At 66.0% G+C, this 14,584-nt stretch carries 15 protein-coding genes; 6 read left to right on the top strand and 9 right to left on the bottom strand.

The genetic code is table 11. From position 1 onward, the window contains the following. Window positions 1–108: 108 nt before the first annotated feature. Together GPL20_RS20610 and GPL20_RS20605 are read right to left on the bottom strand one after the other, a co-directional pair. Window positions 109–1,296, bottom strand: a complete 1,188-nt coding sequence (locus tag GPL20_RS20610) for a hypothetical protein (RefSeq protein WP_157331332.1) — start codon at window positions 1,294–1,296, stop codon at window positions 109–111. Window positions 1,297–1,352: 56 nt separating this feature from the next. Then, entirely contained in the window at window positions 1,353–1,982 is a 630-nt protein-coding gene (locus GPL20_RS20605; RefSeq protein ID WP_373568229.1) for an NUDIX hydrolase, read from the bottom strand. A gap of 69 nt (window positions 1,983–2,051) precedes the next feature. Between GPL20_RS20605 and GPL20_RS20600 the strand changes: the two genes are divergently transcribed. The 4 genes from GPL20_RS20600 to GPL20_RS20585 all read left to right on the top strand — a co-directional run bounded on the left by GPL20_RS20600 (window position 2,052) and on the right by GPL20_RS20585 (window position 5,868). Beyond that, window positions 2,052–2,477: a PaaI family thioesterase gene (locus tag GPL20_RS20600; RefSeq protein ID WP_167533130.1), complete on the top strand. Its 426-nt coding sequence runs from the start codon at window positions 2,052–2,054 to the stop codon at window positions 2,475–2,477. Window positions 2,478–2,752: 275 nt separating this feature from the next. Further along, a complete protein-coding gene (locus GPL20_RS20595) occupies window positions 2,753–3,763 on the top strand; it encodes an aldo/keto reductase (RefSeq protein ID WP_157331329.1) in 1,011 nt (336 codons plus the stop codon). A gap of 16 nt (window positions 3,764–3,779) precedes the next feature. Next, window positions 3,780–5,093, top strand: coding sequence for a tetratricopeptide repeat protein (locus GPL20_RS20590; RefSeq protein WP_157331438.1), 1,314 nt, complete (start codon window positions 3,780–3,782; stop codon window positions 5,091–5,093). 196 nt (window positions 5,094–5,289) lie between these two features. Then, window positions 5,290–5,868: a hypothetical protein gene (locus GPL20_RS20585; protein ID WP_157331328.1), complete on the top strand. Its 579-nt coding sequence runs from the start codon at window positions 5,290–5,292 to the stop codon at window positions 5,866–5,868. A 9-nt stretch (window positions 5,869–5,877) separates the two neighbouring features. Here the strand turns inward: GPL20_RS20585 and GPL20_RS20580 are convergent, their stop codons facing one another. Together GPL20_RS20580 and GPL20_RS20575 are read right to left on the bottom strand one after the other, a co-directional pair. Beyond that, a complete protein-coding gene (locus GPL20_RS20580; protein WP_157331327.1) occupies window positions 5,878–6,129 on the bottom strand; it encodes an oleate hydratase in 252 nt (83 codons plus the stop codon). A gap of 21 nt (window positions 6,130–6,150) precedes the next feature. Further along, on the bottom strand, window positions 6,151–7,974 hold the full coding sequence (locus GPL20_RS20575; protein ID WP_157331326.1) for an AMP-dependent synthetase/ligase: 1,824 nt from the start codon (window positions 7,972–7,974) through the stop codon (window positions 6,151–6,153). Between the two features lie 112 nt (window positions 7,975–8,086). Here GPL20_RS20575 and GPL20_RS20570 point away from each other — a divergent pair, with 112 nt between their 5' ends. Beyond that, the gene (locus GPL20_RS20570; RefSeq protein ID WP_157331325.1) at window positions 8,087–8,434 is read left to right on the top strand and encodes a DUF3088 domain-containing protein; all 348 of its coding nucleotides are present in this window, start codon (window positions 8,087–8,089) and stop codon (window positions 8,432–8,434) included. 42 nt (window positions 8,435–8,476) lie between these two features. Here GPL20_RS20570 and GPL20_RS38920 read toward each other — a convergent pair whose 3' ends face one another. Beyond that, window positions 8,477–8,659, bottom strand: coding sequence for a hypothetical protein (locus GPL20_RS38920; RefSeq protein ID WP_167533128.1), 183 nt, complete (start codon window positions 8,657–8,659; stop codon window positions 8,477–8,479). Here GPL20_RS38920 and GPL20_RS20565 point away from each other — a divergent pair. Next, complete coding sequence (locus GPL20_RS20565; protein ID WP_157331324.1) at window positions 8,658–8,975, top strand: hypothetical protein; 318 nt, start codon at window positions 8,658–8,660, stop codon at window positions 8,973–8,975. The two genes, GPL20_RS38920 and GPL20_RS20565, sit on opposite strands and share 2 nt — an antisense overlap. A 31-nt stretch (window positions 8,976–9,006) precedes the next feature. Here the strand turns inward: GPL20_RS20565 and GPL20_RS20560 are convergent, their stop codons facing one another. The 4 genes from GPL20_RS20560 to GPL20_RS20545 form a co-directional block, all read right to left on the bottom strand. Continuing rightward, window positions 9,007–10,278 (bottom strand): flavin monoamine oxidase family protein, encoded by a 1,272-nt coding sequence (locus GPL20_RS20560; RefSeq protein ID WP_157331323.1) that lies wholly within the window; start codon window positions 10,276–10,278, stop codon window positions 9,007–9,009. A 9-nt stretch (window positions 10,279–10,287) separates the two neighbouring features. Next, a complete protein-coding gene (locus tag GPL20_RS20555) occupies window positions 10,288–10,995 on the bottom strand; it encodes a RibD family protein (protein WP_157331322.1) in 708 nt (235 codons plus the stop codon). A gap of 15 nt (window positions 10,996–11,010) precedes the next feature. Then, window positions 11,011–11,688: an FABP family protein gene (locus tag GPL20_RS20550; RefSeq protein ID WP_157331321.1), complete on the bottom strand. Its 678-nt coding sequence runs from the start codon at window positions 11,686–11,688 to the stop codon at window positions 11,011–11,013. A gap of 155 nt (window positions 11,689–11,843) precedes the next feature. After that, complete coding sequence (locus GPL20_RS20545) at window positions 11,844–14,450, bottom strand: bifunctional diguanylate cyclase/phosphodiesterase (protein WP_157331320.1); 2,607 nt, start codon at window positions 14,448–14,450, stop codon at window positions 11,844–11,846. Window positions 14,451–14,584: the final 134 nt, after the last annotated feature.

The raw sequence follows: 14,584 nt of genomic DNA, 5'->3' as shown, positions 1-14,584 counted from the left end.
CTGTCCGCGGATGAGATTGTCGAGGGACCTGTACCCCCTCACCCGGATCGCAAGAGCGATCTGACCTCTCCCCGCAAGCGGGGAGAGGTGAAGCAGAGCAGCAGTGCCCTAAAACGCGCCCGCCAATTCCCTTGCGCCGGCATTGTTGCTGTTCGAATTCATCCGCGTATCCGTCACGGCGAGCAGCTTGGCCACCGTGTTGTGGCGGATCGCGACCGGGTTGCGCTCGTAGCCGCCGCGCTGGAAGAAGTTCGAGGTCGGCACCTGCTCGCGCATGGCCTGCGGCATGGTCACCATGTCGAGGCCGGTGCCGTCGCCGGTGAGGTTCATCATCTCGAGCTCGGCGGCGGTGAGCGGGCGGGTGTAACCCTTGGCGCGTGCGAACAGCACCGAGGTCAAGAGCTTGTGGGTCTGGAGCATCGGGCCGACATCGACGTCGAGCACCATCGCGTGCATGGCCCAGCCCTGCGCGGTGTTGCCGATCTTCTCATGCTCCGACCAGGTGTCGGGTACCGACTTGGCGTGCGCCACCATGCGCTTGAGCACGCCGAGCTTGTGCTCCAGCGTCTTGCGTGCCGGCCCCGACGTCTGCGCCACCTTTTCGCTCAGCGCGCGAATCAACTCATGGCCCTGCTCGGCCAGGAGCTCGACGCTGTTGGTGGTCAGCAGCTGGTTGTAGCCGATCGCGGTCGAGATCGCGCGCTTGCCGCCATGCTCGATTCCCGCCTGCACGTCATAACTGCCGGTGCCGCCGGTCTCGAATGAATAGACCCGCACCGCCTGCTCGCGCGTCAGCCCCGAGGCGAGCGCGTAGCGCGCATAGGCGCGCTTGAACTCGACCTCGCTGGCCGGGCGCTGCGGCGTGAACTGATAGAGCTCCTGCGCCGCGCGCAGGAAATCGGCGACCACCGGGATCGGCTTTCGGGGGCGCTCGGGCGTTTCCTCCGGCTCCGGGTTCACCGGCCGCTTCGGCCCGCTATAGAGCGGCGGATGCTCCAGCACGTAGTCGTCGAGCGTCACCTGCTGTCCGCTGCGCCGCTTGGCATTGCGGGTTTTCCGCTTCTCCGAGATCTGGCTCCAATAGGCGCCGGCCTCGGCATCGAAGGCGGCGCGCGCCTCCTGGTATTCTTGCAGCTTGCGGCGATATTCGGCGATCGCCTGCGGCGAAGCCTGCGCCATCGCGTTCCTGACGGCCGGCGGAAGCGCGGCGGACTCCTGCGCAAGCGCCGCCGGCGCGAGCAGGGCGAGCGCGAGTGGAACCAGCGTCAGGCTGCGTCGAATCGGTGTGTGATGCATGGAGCCTTCTTAGCAGGCCTTCGGTAACCGTCACGTTAACGCGCCGTTTACCATCGTCACTTCCAGGCGAACACCGGCTGCTCCAGGTCGGTGACGCGGGTGTGCCGGCCCGCCAGCACCTCGCGGAACTGGTAGATCAGTGCCGCCGTCGGCGCGTGGATCAGGCTCATCCGGTGATGGAAGCGGATCACGCGACGACTGCTCTCGGGGATCACGGCGAAATCGAAGGCGTCATCGCGCTCGATCGTCGCAAGCGCGATGCGATGGACGGAGGCGACCTCGTCCGGGTTCGGCCTGATCGCGGCACTGTCCGGTGCCCAGACCACGACCGGCGTGATCAGATAGCCGGAGCGGGTCGGATAGTCGTCGAGCGTGCCGAGCACATCCGCACCGGTGAGACGGAGGCCAAGCTCTTCGTCGAGCTCGCGCAGTGCCGCCTCGACCGGCGTCTCGCCGGCATCGCAGCGCCCGCCCGGCAAGGCCCATTGGCCGCGATGGGCGCGCAGATGCGATGCGCGCAGCGTGAGCAGGAACGCGGTGTCGTTGCTCTCGCCGTCCTCGGTCAGCGCCAGCGCCACCGCGGCGCGTTTCAGCGCCGGCGGCGTGGCCGCCTCAGGCAGCCGCGCGAAGGCCGCGCAGGCCTCTGTAATATTCCGCCGTGTGGCATCGTCGAAAACTCTCATGATGCTTGACTATACCAGGACCGCATCTGATGAAACGAGGAGAGATCAAGCGTTGCAAGGATGGACCGGGCGATGATCGACAAGACCGCCGCAAAGCTCAAGTCAGACGGCTGGTCGATCGTCGACACCAGTGGCTTCATCCATCTGATCGGCCCGCTGTGGGAGCGCAAGGTCGACGGCCACTTCGAATATGCGCTCGCCACCGAGGACAAGCACCACAACCGCCGCGGCATGGTCCAGGGCGGCGTGATGATGACGTTTGCCGACCGCACCTGCGGCATGACGGCCCGCTACGAGACGGGCAAGCAGTACATGGCGACGGTGCAGCTCGACACCCATTTCGTCGAAGCCGGCAAGATCGGCGACATCCTGATCTCCCGCCCCCGCGTGGTGCGCACCACGCGCAGCCTGATCTTCATGAGCACCGAGGTCAGCGTGGACGACCGCTGCGTGGTGATGGCGAATGGCGTGTTCAAGATCTTGAAGGGGCCGGAGTGATAGCTTCACACTCCGCTGTCATTCCCCGCGAAGGCGGGGAATCCAGTACGCCGCGACGGCTCGATCAATCACAGACGTCTCGGCGTACTGGATCGCCCGCCTTCGCGGGCGATGACAGTTGAGAGTGTGGCAAGCGGCTTCCGCCACACGTCATTGCGAGCGCAGCGAAGCAATCCAGAATCTTTCCGCGGATGCATCTCTGGATTGCTTCGCTGCGCTCGCAATGACGGAACTGGGCGGCTATGCTGACACCACAGGAAGCAAAGGACCCGCCCATGCAGTACCGCCAGCTCGGCCGCAGCGGCCTGAAAGTGTCGCCGATTTGTCTGGGCACCATGATGTTCGGCGGGCCGACGGATGAGGCCGCATCAAAACGGATCATCGCGAAGGCGCTCGATGCCGGGATCAATTTCATCGACACCGCCGATGCCTATTCGAAGGGCGCATCCGAAGAGGTCGTCGGCCGTGCCATCGCCAACAACCGCCATGCCTGGGTGCTCGCCACGAAGCTCGCCAATCCCATGGGCAGCGATCCCAATCGCGGCGGCCTGTCGCGGCGCTGGGTGCTGCAGGCGGCGGACGAAAGCTTGATGCGGCTCGGCACCGACCACATCGACATCTACTATCTGCACAAGGAAGACCATGCGACGCCGCTGGAGGAAACGGTGCGCGCGATGGGCGATCTGATCCGCGCGGGCAAGGTGCGCTATTTCGGCGTCTCGAACTACCGCGCCTGGCGCGTCGCCGAGATCTGCAACATCTGCGACCGGCTCGGCATCGCCCGGCCGGCGGTGAGCCAGCCCTATTACAACGCCATGAACCGCATGCCGGAGGTCGAGCACTTTCCGGCCTGCGCCTATTACGGCCTCGGCATCGTGCCCTATAGCCCGCTTGCCCGCGGCGTGCTTACCGGCAAGTACAAGCCCGATGCTGCCCCGGACAAGGAAACGCGTGCGGGCCGCAACGACACCCGCATGATGCAGACCGAATGGCGGCCGGAATCGCTGCAGCTTGCGCAGGAGATCAAGACCCACGCCGAGAGGAAGGGCATCACCGCCGGCCAGTTCGCGGTGGCCTGGGTGCTCAACTCCGCGTTCGTCTCTTCCGTCGTCGCCGGCCCGCGCACGGAGGAGCAATGGGACGGCTACACAAGCGCGCTCGACTACCGCTTTACTGCGGAGGACGAGGCATTGATCGACCGCCTGGTTGTGCCAGGCCATCCCTCGACGCCCGGCTACAACGACCCCGCCTATCCGATCGAAGGACGCCGCGCGCGGACGGCTTGAATTTTCGGAGACGATGATGGCGCATCAAGACCGCTACGGCCTTCCGATCTCCACCACATCCGATGCGGCCGCATCGGCCTATCGCGAGGGCATCGACTTCATGCTCGCCGGCTGGACCGGCACGGCGGAAACGCTGGAGCGCGCGATTGCAGCCGACCCGGATTTTGCGCTGGCCCATATCGCCCGTGCCCGCGTTCATGCCTTCTACCAGCAGGGCGATCTCGCCCGTCAGAAGGCGGCAGTCGCGCGCGAGCTCGCCGCGACGCGCGGCACGGAACGCGAGTGCTCCCATGTCGAGACGCTGGCGCTGGCGATCGAGGGACGGTTGCCCGAGGCCATTGCGGCGATGCGCCAACACGTCGAGACATGGCCGCGCGATGCCGTGGTGCTGTCGCTGCCGCTTGGCGCGTTCGGCCTGTTCGCGTTCTCCGGCATGGCCGATCACGACCGCGCGCGGCATGAGCTGTGCGAGCGCGTCGCGCAGCACTATGGCGAGGACTGGTGGTTCCTCACCATGTATGGCTGGGCGATGACGGAGAACGGCGACGTCGCGCGCGGCCGCGGCGTCACCGAGCGCGGCTTCGATTTGCGCCGGGCGAACGCCCATGCCGCGCACGCCGTGCTGCACGCGATGTTCGAGGACGGCTCGATCGAGGCGGCCGATCGTCTCGTCGACGACTGGATCCCCTCTTACGACCGCGCCGGAATCCTGCACGGCCACATCCGCTGGCACCAGGCTCTCGGCGCGCTGGAGCATGGCGATGCGGCGCGCGCACTCGCGATCTATGCCGATGTGCTCCAGCCATCGGTCACGCAGGCGCCGCCGCTCAACGTCGTCACCGACGGCGCTTCGCTGCTCTGGCGGCTGTCCGCCTACGGCCACGCCGTACCCGAGGCGCTCTGGCTCGAGGCCGACGCCGCCGCGCAAAGACTGTTTCCGAAATCGGGCCTGCCGTTCGCTGACGTCCACATGGCACTGTTCGCGGCCGCAACGCAGAACCACGAGGCGCTCGCCGCCCGTCTTGCCGTGATCGAGCAGCGGCTCGGCGACGGCAAGCTGCCGGCCGGTCCCGTGGTGCCGGCAATCTGCCGCGCGCTTCTGGCCTTTGTGGATGAGGATTACGCGGCCTGCGCGCGGACGCTCGCGCCGGTTCTTGCTGACGTCGTGCGCATCGGCGGCAGCCACGCCCAGCGCGAACTGATCGAGGACACCTTCATCGTCGCTCTGATGCGCAGCGGCGAGCTGCCGCGCGCCCGTACCCTGCTCGACGCCCGCCTGCACCGCCGCCCGTCCCTGCGCGACAGGCGCTGGCAGGCGGCGATGGGCTAGCGCTGCCACGAAAAAAACACCGGCCTGACGGCAAGTGCCTGCCGGGACGGGTTGGGCGATTTGGACGAATCGCCGTTGGGATGGCGCGGTGGTATTCCAGTCGGGATTCGCAGAACAAACGGGATCGCAACCAATTTGCGGTTCGATGGTTATCGGACGGAACTTTTCCGCGGTTCCCTGGCATGTGAGCCTTCCGATGCGCCTCTGCCGACCTGCCCTTGGTGCCGCCCTCATCGCCTTGGCAAGCCCTTGTTTTGCCGAGTCTTCTGCTCCCATCCCCGTCAACAATCCGCCCGCGCAGCAGAACGGCTTCATCGACCTGCTGGCGCTGATGTCCGGCAAGTGCAAGACGCTCAAGGTCGCCGGGCGCACCTATGCCTGCAAGACGGTCGCCTACGCCCATGGCGACAAGGGCCGGGTCAATTTCGCGGTCGCCGTCGACGATCCCACCGACGCCAATCACGTCGTGTCGTTCTCGGGCGAGAACGGCAAGCGGGCCGACGACAATTCCTATGAGCTGCCGATCGACCGCATGCTGCTCAACTCCAAGAACCGGCCGAAGGTCGATGGCCTGCCGGTGCCGGCCGAGCAGACCTCCACCGGGATCTGCCGCCAGACCGGCAATTTCGCCGCCAGGAAGGTGAATGACGTCACCTGCACGGCGACCGACAGCGAGGGCCGGAAATACGAGCTGCTGTTCGTCTCCGATGGCACGCCGGTGAGCGTCCGCCGCATCCGGCAATCGGCGCCGTCGATCCAGGACCCGTTCAAATAGCTTCAGCCCTCACGCGAACGCCTTCTCGAGCGTCGCGAAGATCACGGCGAGCGACTTGTCGTGACGGGTCACCGGCGGCACCGGGCGATCGATCTTCATCAGCTGATAGACCGCCATCTGCGCCGCGCGCACCGAATATTCCACGGTGAACACGACGTCGTCGGGAATCTCGATTGCATTTCGCAACGTCGCGGCGGACAATGCATGGCAAGGCAGCGGGCGAAGTTGCGCTGGATCAAGCGTGGCGGACGCATCGTTCAAGACGACGTGAGCGCGGTTTCTTCATGAAGCATGCGCCGCCGGCTTCTTCGCATAGATGCGTGTGATCTCGTCGGCGAAGCGATGCTCGAGTGCGGGGCGCTTGTTCTTCAGTGTCGGCGTGAGCAGCCCGGCGGCGATGGTCCATGGCTCCAGCGTCCACCACACCGCGCGCGGCGTCGCATAGGACGGATGGGCTTTCACGGCCGCAGCAATCCGCGCGAGCAGAACGGCGCGCTCCGCCGCCTCGCCCTGCTTGCCGCTCGCTGCGAACCTTTCCTTTTCCTGCGCCCAGGCCTTTGCGTTGAGCACGACCAGCGCGGCGAGGAAGGGGCGCTGCTCGCCGACCACGATCGCCTGCTCGAACAGGGGATCGGCGAGGATCGCGGTCTCGAGGTCGACCGGCGCGATCTTCTCGCCGGTGGAGGTGACGAGGATGTCCTTGATGCGGCCGGTGATGGTGATGCGTCCGTTCTCGATGCGGGCCTGGTCGCCGGTGTGCAGCCAGCCGTCAGGCTCCTTCACGCGGCGCGTCTCCTCTTCCTTGTGCCAGTATCCCGGCATCACGCTGGGTCCGCGCACCAGCAGTTCGTCGTTCTCACTCAACCTGACCTCGACGCCGTCGAGGACGCGGCCGACCGAACGCGGATCGTTGTCCTCGGGCGTGTTGACGGAGACCACCGGCGAGGTCTCGGTCATGCCGTAGCCCTGGAGGATGTCGAGCCCGAGCGCCAGGAACAGGCGAATGACGGGCTCGGCGATCGGCGCGCCGCCGGAGACCGCAACGCGCAGGCGGCCGCCGAGCTGCGCCAGCACCTTGTCGGCGACGAGCCGCTTGAGCAGCGGCCACGCCAGACGGTCGAGCAGCGACGGCGCGGCGCGCCCCTGCCGCGCATCGAACCGCCTTCCGCCGACGGCGATCGTGAGGTCGAGCAGCGCGCGCTCGATGAATCCGGCCGCGGTGCGATGCTGCATGATCAGGGCATAGAAGCGCTCGTAGATCCGCGGCACGGAGATCAGCACGGTCGGCCGCACTTGCTTCAAGTCCTCCGCGAGTTGCGGCACCGACCGCGCATAAGCGACGCACGCGCCGGCCGCGATCGGATAGTAATAGCCGCCGGTGCGTTCGAAGGTGTGCGAGAGCGGCAGGAGGGACAGGAAGACGTCGTGCGGCATTGCCGCGATGCGCTGCGCGACCGCCTTCACATTGGCGACGACGTTGCCGTGCGACAGCATTACGCCCTTTGGCCGCCCGGTGGTGCCCGAGGTATAGACGATGGCGGCGAGGTCGTCCGGCTTGATCGCGACATCGGCCAGCGGCGCGGCCGCGCCCGGTGCGTCCGCGAGCCAGCGATCGAGCGCGACGATGCGCGCGTCGGCCGGCACCGGTCCGGCCCCGTCCGCGCAGACGATGCGCCTGAGATGGTCGAGCGGCTGACCGGTGGCCGCGATCGCCTGCCACCGCTCCAGTGTATCCACGAACAGCAGCAGCGCACCGGAATCGGCGAGGATGTAGGCGATGCTGTCGGGATTGTCGACGGCATGCATCGGCACCGGCACGAGCCCGCGCGACAGCGTCGCCTGGTCCATTGCGATATGCGCGATGCCGTTCGGCATCAGGATCGCGACGCGCTCGCCCGGCGCCAGATCCTCCGCGACCAGCGCCCGCCGCCACAACTCGAACTCCGCGTCGATCTCCTGCCAGGACTGGCTGATCCAGCGTCTCGCGGTGGCGTCGAAATGGCGATAGGCCTCCGCTGCGGGCGTCGCACCGACACGCCAGCGCAGCAGCGCGGGCAGCGTCGTCACCTCGGCGAGCCCATGCGGTTGACTGATCGGCTTGGGCATGGCGTCCTTTCGATACCTCGTCGATTCCCCAGGTAATTGGGAGGTCGAGACTAGGCCGGCCAGCCCTGACCGCCTTGATCCTCAGCAAGGCGGCCATGCTTCGGAGCGACCCATGACGCGCGACCGTCTGTTTCTGCTGCGCCCCGATTTCGAGGACCCGGCCTTTCCGGGCCGCCGCTTTTATTGCTGGCATTGCGCGCTGATCGAGGGCGTGCTGGCCTCCTTCCCGCTGCTTGCCGACAAGCTCGACGTCGCGCGCATCGCGTGGCCGCGCCCGCGGCAGGCCGTGATCGCGCTGGTCGGCGAGGAGAACCAGTCGCTGCCGATCCTGGTGCTGGCCGATGGCGCGACATCGCCGTATCAGACCGGCAGCCATCAGGGCCGCGCCTTCGTCGCCGACAAGGACGCGATCCTCGCCGCGCTCTCCGAGCGCCACGGCTTTCCTGATCCGCATCCGTGAGACCACCACCAAGGCATCGTCACAACCGATGGTGTGATCGCGTCATTCGCGGCAGAGTGATGGCGACAGTGCGATCAACGCCGGTAATGCGACAATAAATCTCACGACACGCACGCATCCGCGCGAAACGGAAGTCGCGAGCTGCGTCGTTTCGACGCCCGCACTGGCCGGAACGCGCCGGATGCCCATCTGTTGTCGCACGACATTCAACTGGAGTGATGACATGAAGTATCTCTTTGTCGCGATGGCCGTCGGTGCTGCGGCGCTTGCCGGCGGATCGGCGGCGAACGCGGCCAATAATTCAAGCGCGAAGCCAATCGCGCAAGGCAGCCGATCGACCGACATCAGCGCTCAGCACCGGCACCACTATCACGGCCATCGCCACCATCACTGGCGCCATCATCACGGCCATTATCGCCCGTACTATCGCAGCTACGGCTACTATCCGCGGCACCACGGCTATTATGGCGGCGGACCATACGGGTACTACGGCGGCGGTGGTCCCGGCGTGACGTTCAGCTTCGGCGGCAGTCGCTGGTAAGACCAAAAGGCCCGCAGATCTGCGGGCCTTTTCATCCGCGCAAGATCATCCCCGCCGTCTCCAGCCCGCTTGCCAGCGCCGCCTCGACCGTACCCATATCGCGGCCGCGATAAAGCGCCTCGCCGGAGAACAGCACCGCCCCGTCGGCGCGCGCGAGAATCGTCTGCGCCGCACGCGTCCGCGGCGTCGCCCATGAATAGGCGCCGCGCGCGAAGGGATCGTGCATCCAGTTGATCGCCGCCGCCGCGACAAGGTCGCGCGCGAGGACCTCGCGCGACAGCCCGAAGATGGCGGCGAGCGAATCGAGCCCGGCGTCGATCAGCGCTTGCTGATCGAGGCCCCCCAGCTCCACGGTCCGCGGGCCGCCGAACCAGCCGGTGAGCAGCGGATGCTGGTCCGGACAGCGCGTCCACCACACCGGGATCGTCTCATCCGTCAGCAGGAAGGTCATGTCCGCGAGATCTTCCTCACGCTCGCGCCACCAGGGCCGCGCGAAGCGCAGCAGGATCTTGATGACATTGCCGAAGCCGATGTCGTCGGCAGCCGCGGCCTTTTCACGTGCGCTCGTCGGCAGCGCGAGCTCGCGCAGCAGCGGCAGCGGCACGGTCAGGATCACGCGGTCGCAGGCAAGCACATCGCCGCCGGCGCAACGAACCGCCACGGCGCCGCCCACTTCCTCGATGGCCGACACGGCGCAGCCGAGCCGGATCGCAACGCCGCGCCTGCGGCACTCGGCCACCATGAAGTCGATCAGCGCACCATAGCCGCCCTTGATGCGCGCCTGCGGAGAGTGCCTGCCATCCATCCATTCCTCGCGCAGCGCCAGCGTCGAGGCGCGCTCGGGATCGGCAGCGTCATAGCCCTCGACCATGCGCTCGATCGAATGGCGCAGCCGCGCATATTCCTCATCGGCAAAATGACGGCGGAGGAAATCGGCCACCGTGAGGTCATGCTTCAGCCCCCTAAGCACGACTTTCAGCTCCGCCTCGTGCGGATCGTGGCGGTCCTCACGCGAGAGGCTTGCGCCGTCAAAGCCCCACTGCACGCCTTCGATCTGCTGAAGGGACAGCCCGGCCTCGCGCAGGAGACCGCGCGTGACCGGTGCCTCGCCATGGACGAATTCGGCGCCGGCATCGGCGGGGTCGCCGAACTGCGCCGCCGGCAGCGAATGAATGCGCCCGCCGCAGCGCTCGCGCGCCTCCAGGATGGTCACGCGCCTGCCCGCACGCGCGAGATCGCGTGCCGCCATCAGGCCGGCCGCGCCCGCACCGACGATGACGATGTGCTCCGATGGTTCGGACATGGCCGCGCTTTATTTGGCCACGGCGTGCGGATCGTTCTTGATCAGGTACCGCAGCAGCAGGACGCCGCCGCCGAGGTCCCGCGTGCTCTCCAGCGTCATTGCCGTGATCGGCGCGCGCTGGTCGCTGTCAGCTTCCGTCGAGTCGAACACGAAGGGTGCGCCCTGCGCGCCATCCACGGCGGGGCTGAGGATCAGGTTGAATTCGTCGATGAGGCCGGCGCGCAGGAACGCGCCATTGGCGACACCGCCGCCCTCGACGAGCAGACGCTTCACGCCAAGCTCGCGATTGAGAACGTCCAGCACCAGCGCCAGGTCGATCTCGGACTTGCCGGCAAAGATGTAGGACACGCCCTCGCCGCGAAGCCCTGCGAGATGCGAATCCGGCACGCTCTCGGTCAGCACGACGACGATCGGATCGCCGCCGATGTCGGAGCGGCCCCAGCCGATCTTGCCCCGCGCATCGAGCACGACGCCGTAGGTCTTCGCATCGCGTCGTGCGAACCAGTTTTCGCGCGGGATTTTCGTCGTCGTCTCCGGATACGGCTTGCCCTTGGCGAACTCCGCACCGGTGACGCGGCCGATCACCCAGGCATCGCCGCCGAGTTCGTCATGGATCTTCTCGAACCAGTCCGTGCCCGCGCCCTTTGGACGCCAGCGGCTGGGATGCGTGCGGCCGTCCAGGCTGGAGTGCATCAGGCAGATGACGTAGGGCTTCATGTGAACCTCCGCACCTCAGGCCGCCGGCCCGCCGGCCTTGGCGCGATCGTTCTTGGCGCGATCGTTGACGATCACCGCGAGCGGATTGAGCTTTGGCGGCGCGACGAGCTTGAGCGTGTTGCTGTCGTGATGATTGAACGGCGCGCCGCGCACGAACAACTCGGTCTGGATCAGATAGCTCCAGCTTCCGTCGTCGTTGAAGGTGATGTCGCAGCGATAGGAATCGGTGCGGAAGGCCTGCTCCAGGAAATCGGTCGAGCAGATGCCGTAGGCGGTGTCGCCCCGCTTGGCCGTGACCGAGATCTTCCTGTCATCCGGCCCGGCCTTGCCGGAGGCGAGCAGCACCTGCCCGCGCGGGATCGCCAGCGTCTGCATGATCAGCCCGGTCGCGGGCTCCCACAGCCAGTAGCCGACCTGGTCGTGGAAGGTGATGTCTTCCTCGGGCGTGTTGATGTGGATGTGATAGCGCAGCCCGTAGAACAGCTGCGGCCCGTTGGCCTGCGGATCGATCGGGTCCATCCGGATGCGCTCGATGAAGGTCCGCCGCTCGGGACCATCGGCCTTCGGATTGACGTCGATGCCCTTGTCGGCCTGCCAGCTACCTGCGAGGCGGCGGAGCGGGCCGAGATTGGCAAGGCCGTCGGGCGAGACATCCTCGGGCTCGGTGAAGATGTCGGCAGGAAGGGGAAGCATGGGTGTCCTCGCGCAGATTGCGAGGAGCAGCAATAGCACGGGGGCAGGAAGCTGGCTCGTGCTTATGTCTCACAATTCCGAATGGACATAGGCGCCATGTGCGGACGGTTGTTGGGCGACCGCGCGTCGTCCGATCAGAGGAGTCCAGCCTCCCCTCACGCCGCCGCTTGCCGTCTCCGCCGCGCGCCGGGACCTTGCCATGACAGGTCGGCCAGGGGCACGGGCTTGCTGAAGAAAAAGCCCTGGCCGAGCGGAATCCCGAGCGACTGGAGCCGTCCGACCTGCTCGCGGGTCTCGACGCCTTCGGCGACGATCGTGAGCTTCAGCGTCCTCGCAAGCTGCACGATGGATTTCAGCACGGCGACGGTCTCGCAGCGGTCGATCCTGTCGATGAAGGACTTGTCGATCTTGACCTTGTCGAACGGAAAGGCCGTCAGATAGGACAATGACGAGTAACCGACACCGAAGTCGTCAAGCGCAATCGAGACGCCCAGTGCCTTGAGGCGCTGAAGAGTCTTGAGGTTTTCCTGGGTATCGGCGAGGAACACGCTCTCGGTGATCTCGAGCTCGAGCCGGCTTTCCGGAAGACCACTCTGCGCCAGTGCGAACGTGACGGTGTCGACGAGATTGGAGCCGGCAAATTGCAGGGCGGACAGGTTGACCGCGACATTGACGTCGCCCGGCATGGTCATCGCATCCCTGCACGCCTTGGTCAGCACCTGATTGCCAAGCTCGACGATCAGTCCACCCGCCTCCGCAACGGCGATGAACTCGGTGGGGGGAATGAAGCCCCTGGTGTCGTGATGCCAGCGCGCCAGAGCCTCGACCGATTTCACACGGCCCGTGCCGAGCTCGGTCACGGGCTGATAGAACACCTCGATTTCATCGCGCCAGATCGCCTCGCGAAGCTCGATCTCGAGCACGTTGCGCTGATCCGCTTCCGCCTTGAGCTCCGCCGAGTAGATATGGAAGCAGTTTCGGCCGGCGTTCTTCGACTTGTAGAGCGCAAGGTCCGCATTGCGGAGGATCTCATCGACACGGGTGCCATGCTCGGGCGCCACGGCGATGCCGATGCTGCAGCCGATCACGACGGGATGGCCGTCGATCTGATAGGGCTCGGCGATGGCGTGCACCAGCCTGGCCGCGAGCGTCGCAGCGCCATCCTGCATCGAGACCTGGCCCGGCGCCACGATCACGGCGAACTCGTCACCGCCGATCCGCGCCGCAGTATCGACGTCGCCGATCTGCGCCTTGATCCGACCGGCAACCTGCTTCAGCAGCGCGTCGCCGCATTGGTGACCGAGCGCGTCATTGACCGACTTGAACTTGTCGAGATCCAGCAGCAGCACGGCGAACGGCGCGTCGGGCCTGGGATGACTGGCGAGCGCTTCGTCGATGCGCTCCTTGAACAGATTGCGATTGGCGAGGCTGGTCAGGCTGTCGTAGTGCGCCAGCCTTTCGATACGGTCCTCGGACGCCTTGCGTTCGGTGATGTCTTCATGGGTGGCGACCCAGCCACCGCCCTCGCGCCGTCCGTATGAGATATAGATAACGCGCCCATCCGGAAACTGCACGGTGTTCGAGGTCTGCTCCGACTTGGCGAGCCGGCTCTTCAAATCGGCAAGGTAGGCCTCGACGTCGAGCACGGCTGTCTGTTTTGCAAACACCTCCCGAAAATCCATGTCGATCCGAATCTCCTCCGGCACAAGCCCATAGAGTTCGACCCATTGTCGATTGTACGCGATCAGGCGGTCGCGGCCGTCGAACATGCTCAAGCCCTGAGGAAGGTTTCTGAGCGCGTCCTCGAACTTGCTGGCAAAATCGCGCACCTCGCGTTGGGCGCGATCGAGCGCTTTTTGTCGCCTCCAGTGGAACATCGTAGCGGTCAGGATGATGAAACTGAGCAGCACCGCGCCGCCGAGATAGACCTTCTGCCTGCGATCGGAGCGCGAATAGATTTCCTGCTCCGAAATGCCCACGGTGAAGATCAACGGAAAGACCCGCGATCGGCGTGCGGTGGTCAACCTGTCGCTGCGGTTCGGGCGGTTCTCGTTCCAGTATTGTGCATAGAAGCCGTCCCGCAGCTCGCCTTCGACGCGGTTCGGCGCGCGCTGCCCCAGCACGGTGCCCTGGTCCACGCCCCGCGCGGCGAGCACGACATAATTCGCATTTCTGAGAACCAGCGTTCCGCCGGCGCCGAGCTTTGCGGTGTCGTAGAACTTGCCGACGACGTCGACGCTGATCGAGCCGACCACCACGCCCGCCGGATTCCTGGCGGAGTCGAACACCTTCCTTGCGAGCTGGATGGTCCATTTGTTCGACGCCCGCCCCAACACCGGCTTCGCAACATAGAGGCGATCTTCGGCTTGCGACACGACATTGATGAAGTGCTCGCGATCGCCGAGATAGAGCGGGGGACCGGAATAGCCCGTCGTCGTATCGAACAGGTAGCCGTCCAGTCCGATCAGGGAGAACTGAATGACGTCACCGGTCGCGATGCGGGCCTTGTCGGACCAGAACTTCAGGCTGAAGGTCAGCGGATCCTGGGCGTAAAGCGCGCGCACCACCAGCAACGACTGATCCACACGCTCGAAGATGCGCTCAGTGTTCTCCTCGAACAATTCGGCGACGCTGTCGCCCTGCAACCGTGCCTGCTGGACGGCATCCGCCCGTTCCGATGACGTGATCGCGAAGTACCCGATCCAGACCAGGGGCAGGAAAAACAATGCGACCTGCAGCGGGGCGTTCCGCAGGATCGTCATCGCAGCTTTGCGGACCGACCTTCCGGGAATCACGGCACACGCCCCCGCATCAGCCGCCGGGGCAGAACGGTGCTCGCCGCCAAATATGGCATCGCCCTTCTCCGCCTCAATTGCTCGGGACGGCAAGGCCGCAA

Source organism: Bradyrhizobium cajani (assembly GCF_009759665.1).
Taxonomy (GTDB): domain Bacteria; phylum Pseudomonadota; class Alphaproteobacteria; order Rhizobiales; family Xanthobacteraceae; genus Bradyrhizobium; species Bradyrhizobium cajani.
Note: the sequence above shows the minus strand (reverse complement) of the source record. Positions and strands in the feature narration are given on the sequence as shown.

Excerpts from the sequence above, each read along its gene's own strand:
- GPL20_RS20600 (WP_167533130.1), top strand. The coding sequence starts at position 2,052 with ATGATCGACAAGACCGCCGCAAAGCTCAAGTCAGACGGCTGGTCGATC.
- GPL20_RS20565 (WP_157331324.1), top strand. The coding sequence starts at position 8,658 with ATGAAGTATCTCTTTGTCGCGATGGCCGTCGGTGCTGCGGCGCTTGCC.
- GPL20_RS20555 (WP_157331322.1), bottom strand. The coding sequence starts at position 10,995 with ATGAAGCCCTACGTCATCTGCCTGATGCACTCCAGCCTGGACGGCCGC.
- GPL20_RS38920 (WP_167533128.1), bottom strand. The coding sequence starts at position 8,659 with ATGTCATCACTCCAGTTGAATGTCGTGCGACAACAGATGGGCATCCGG.
- GPL20_RS20550 (WP_157331321.1), bottom strand. The coding sequence starts at position 11,688 with ATGCTTCCCCTTCCTGCCGACATCTTCACCGAGCCCGAGGATGTCTCG.
- GPL20_RS20570 (WP_157331325.1), top strand. The coding sequence starts at position 8,087 with ATGACGCGCGACCGTCTGTTTCTGCTGCGCCCCGATTTCGAGGACCCG.
- GPL20_RS20595 (WP_157331329.1), top strand. The coding sequence starts at position 2,753 with ATGCAGTACCGCCAGCTCGGCCGCAGCGGCCTGAAAGTGTCGCCGATT.
- GPL20_RS20590 (WP_157331438.1), top strand. The coding sequence starts at position 3,780 with ATGGCGCATCAAGACCGCTACGGCCTTCCGATCTCCACCACATCCGAT.
- GPL20_RS20560 (WP_157331323.1), bottom strand. The coding sequence starts at position 10,278 with ATGTCCGAACCATCGGAGCACATCGTCATCGTCGGTGCGGGCGCGGCC.
- GPL20_RS20610 (WP_157331332.1), bottom strand. The coding sequence starts at position 1,296 with ATGCATCACACACCGATTCGACGCAGCCTGACGCTGGTTCCACTCGCG.
- GPL20_RS20585 (WP_157331328.1), top strand. The coding sequence starts at position 5,290 with ATGCGCCTCTGCCGACCTGCCCTTGGTGCCGCCCTCATCGCCTTGGCA.
- GPL20_RS20575 (WP_157331326.1), bottom strand. The coding sequence starts at position 7,974 with ATGCCCAAGCCGATCAGTCAACCGCATGGGCTCGCCGAGGTGACGACG.
- GPL20_RS20545 (WP_157331320.1), bottom strand. The coding sequence starts at position 14,450 with ATGACGATCCTGCGGAACGCCCCGCTGCAGGTCGCATTGTTTTTCCTG.